The 2921-nt window shown below is 43.0% G+C and carries 3 protein-coding genes; 1 reads left to right on the forward strand and 2 read right to left on the reverse strand.

Features of this window, described 5'->3' with window-relative positions; genetic code table 11:
- Together F6K49_RS39050 and F6K49_RS39055 are read right to left on the reverse strand one after the other, a co-directional pair.
- On the reverse strand, positions 1–349 hold a 349-nt coding region (locus tag F6K49_RS39050; protein WP_293105903.1), incomplete at its 3' end, for a nuclear transport factor 2 family protein.
- Positions 350–573: 224 nt separating this feature from the next.
- Positions 574–1989, reverse strand: a complete 1416-nt coding sequence (locus F6K49_RS39055) for a Rieske 2Fe-2S domain-containing protein (RefSeq protein WP_293074798.1) — start codon at positions 1987–1989, stop codon at positions 574–576.
- A gap of 133 nt (positions 1990–2122) precedes the next feature.
- Here F6K49_RS39055 and F6K49_RS39060 point away from each other — a divergent pair, with 133 nt between their 5' ends.
- Positions 2123–2899, forward strand: coding sequence for a PAP/fibrillin family protein (locus F6K49_RS39060; RefSeq protein WP_293105906.1), 777 nt, complete (start codon positions 2123–2125; stop codon positions 2897–2899).
- Positions 2900–2921 lie beyond the last annotated feature (22 nt).

Genomic DNA, 2921 nt, shown 5'->3' on the forward strand with positions numbered 1-2921 from the left:
CCAGATCACGGGCTAAAACTAACTTGCCAGTTACCTCAGAACAACGATAAAAGCTAACACCTCGTCCGTTGGGAAAGGGAATGCCGTCTAACTCAACGTGCCATAGTATTCCTACTGCCAGGGGATCCCCTGTGGTGATATCGTCAATGACAAATTTTAACTCATCCGGGATACCTTGACAGGATTCTTCCAGAAGTTGTTTGACAGCTTCCTTTCCTTTGAATGGTTGGGAAAAGTTGAGATCCTCGTAAATACACTGGTCGTCTATCCACTCCATCGCAGCGTTAACATCCCTACGATTGATGGCTTCATAGATAGACTGGATCAGATTATGGGCAGGTGTGGTCATGAGATTTTAGATTTTAGATCTGGTTGACTGACAAAAAGTCAAGTCAAAAGTGTAATAATGCTTATGGGTCGAGGAGTTCCAAGACTTGACATTAGTGAGTGGGAGCCAGCATTCTAAGAATGAAAACTACTCACATCCTCCTTGTGCTGTGAAAAAAACTCCTGTATCTACAATCCCCTGAAGATCTAGATCACTCAACAAGCGTGACTAGGCTTCGCTTCCTTTTACTGTTTCTCTGGCCAATTACGGGGTGGAATTTCTCTTCCTTGATAAAATTGCCGCTCTAACTTACCCAAAGCCCACCAAACTCCCCCACTCATTAAAACAGCTACAGTCAAAATAATAACAGTAACAATAGATACCTCAGGGTGGATAAATACCAGTAACGGAAGCAATACCCAAACCAGTGCAGTCCCTACAGCTAATCCCAGCCTTAACCGTTGCAAGTTCGCTAAAGCCCCACGACAACTCGCGCATTTTTCCGTGTGGGAATGATACCTTTCTAAGAGAACTTCTTTGGGTAGTGATGGTGGTAGAGTTTTTCCTGGAAATGGGTCAATACTATATTGATTCACCCAAAAACGTAACTGGAATACAAATAGGTCGGCTTTAGTTGGTAAGTAAAACGCTTTATTAAAATTACCACTACCCCCTTTTTCTTCGAGATATCTTTCTTGGTAATGCAAGAAAATCTGATCATCTTCCAAAACATTATTTTGCCCAATATGGGAATACCAGCTAGGAGTTAGTTTCAGAAATAACCCTAGTAATTTGGAGGAAAACTTAAAAGGAAAGCGGGCAAATAGCCGACACTCTCCCTTGCGAATCGGAGTCGCGTACACAACTGTTAGTGTCCTGCCAAACTGCTTGGAGGTGAGGTCATGCCACATCAGTCCAGGAGCAATAAAGGTAGTATCCTGTCGTCCTAGGGTACCTTTACGGGGACCTTCTGCCCAAACCCCTTTAAATCCCCACTTCCCTGATTCTACAACCTCCAATTCCACAGGAGATACATTAGCGCGGTTACCGACACTGCGGTGGTGGGTGTAAGGAATATGACTGGGGTCGAGTACATTTTCCATCAATGTTAGGGCATCATAAGGCAAATCCCGAAACGTATTCAAGCAAACCCAACCGTCCGGGTCTTCTTCTAAGGCATCAACAATAGGAACCTTAGTTTGAGCCGCATTCTCAGCTTGTCCAGGATAAACAAATAACAACCCTTGAGCAATTGTAGTCGGTAGTGATTTGACACAGGCACGTTGGGAAATTTCAGCCTTTCCCCTTTCTTTTTGCTGTGGAATGACCTCACACTGGCCTGTTCCGGAAAAAGCCCAGCCATGATAGGGACATTCTAGCCGTCCATCCTGATTAATTCTACCTTCAGAAAGTGGAGCCAAACGGTGTGGACATTGATCGAAAAAGGCTCGCCACATCTGTTCATGCTTGTCCCACCAGAGGACAATATCCTGTTCTAACAAAGTGAAGCGAGTGGGCTGGGATTTGTCTAAATCCTTGACGTAAGAAACAGGATACCAAACTTCTTGCCAGTCAAAGACTTCTGGATCAGAGCCACCTGCTGCCAGTTCTTGGACTGCATTTTTTTGAGAGGTTACGGACTGTAAAACGCTGCTAGACATAGTAGGATTTTAAAAAAAAGTATTGGATTTTTATTCATAATAAATGTAACATTTTTTAAAAAAATACTCAATAAAAACTTAACAATCCAGGATGATATAAAGTAGCATCAGGACAGCTAAAATTTGCAATAATATGGTAGTCGTAGATTCAGAAAAACGTACATCAGCTAAAACAGCCTTGCGTCAAGTGCTTGCCGCTTGTGGTGGAAATACGAAGGATGAAGCGGTAATTGCTGCAATTAATCATTTATCTCAACTCAATCCGACAACAACACCAACACGTCATGGAGAACTCTTGGATAATGAATGGTTGTTAATTAGCGCACCTAATTTTCCAGGAGGAGAGCAACTGGCAGATGGTCAGTATGCTTACACTCTCGGTCGTCTTGCTTTTAATATGTTTCAACCCACAGGATTAAAACTGGTGATTGACCGAGTTCTCCAACCTGTATTTTTGTTGGGAGATGGTCAACAGCGTAGTTATGATATCGTTGTGGAATTTACGACCGTTGATGAGTCTATGCCTCAAATCAGGGGAATTGTACGCAACAAAGGCGTTTGTTATCCCGTTAGTGATTGGGTGCTGCAAGTACAATTTACAGGAGGTATTTTAGCTCCCCATCCATCAACAAATATAAAAGATTGGCAAGGCATTTTTGCTGATCAATCCCCATCTTCACAGAAAAGTTTGACAGAAAAATTGATGTCTGGTTTTTTGAAATTGATGTTCGGTTTAGTACCCCCCCAAGGGATGAACCCAGAGACTGGAGAAGTAGCATTTACCATGAAGCGATCGCCCAAAGGTCGTCTACAAATTCTCTATCTGGATGAGGAACTACGAATCGTTCGTGGGGAAAAGGGTACAGTTTTAGTCTGTGACATCGACAGGTGCGACCCCTCGCGAATTTAATTCTTAATGGTAAGAGCGCACC

This window comes from Moorena sp. SIO3I6 (assembly GCF_010672095.1).

Bases quoted from the DNA above. Each gene is read 5' to 3' on its own strand.
- F6K49_RS39055 (WP_293074798.1), bottom strand. From the start codon at position 1,989: ATGTCTAGCAGCGTTTTACAGTCCGTAACCTCTCAAAAAAATGCAGTC.
- F6K49_RS39060 (WP_293105906.1), top strand. From the start codon at position 2,123: ATGGTAGTCGTAGATTCAGAAAAACGTACATCAGCTAAAACAGCCTTG.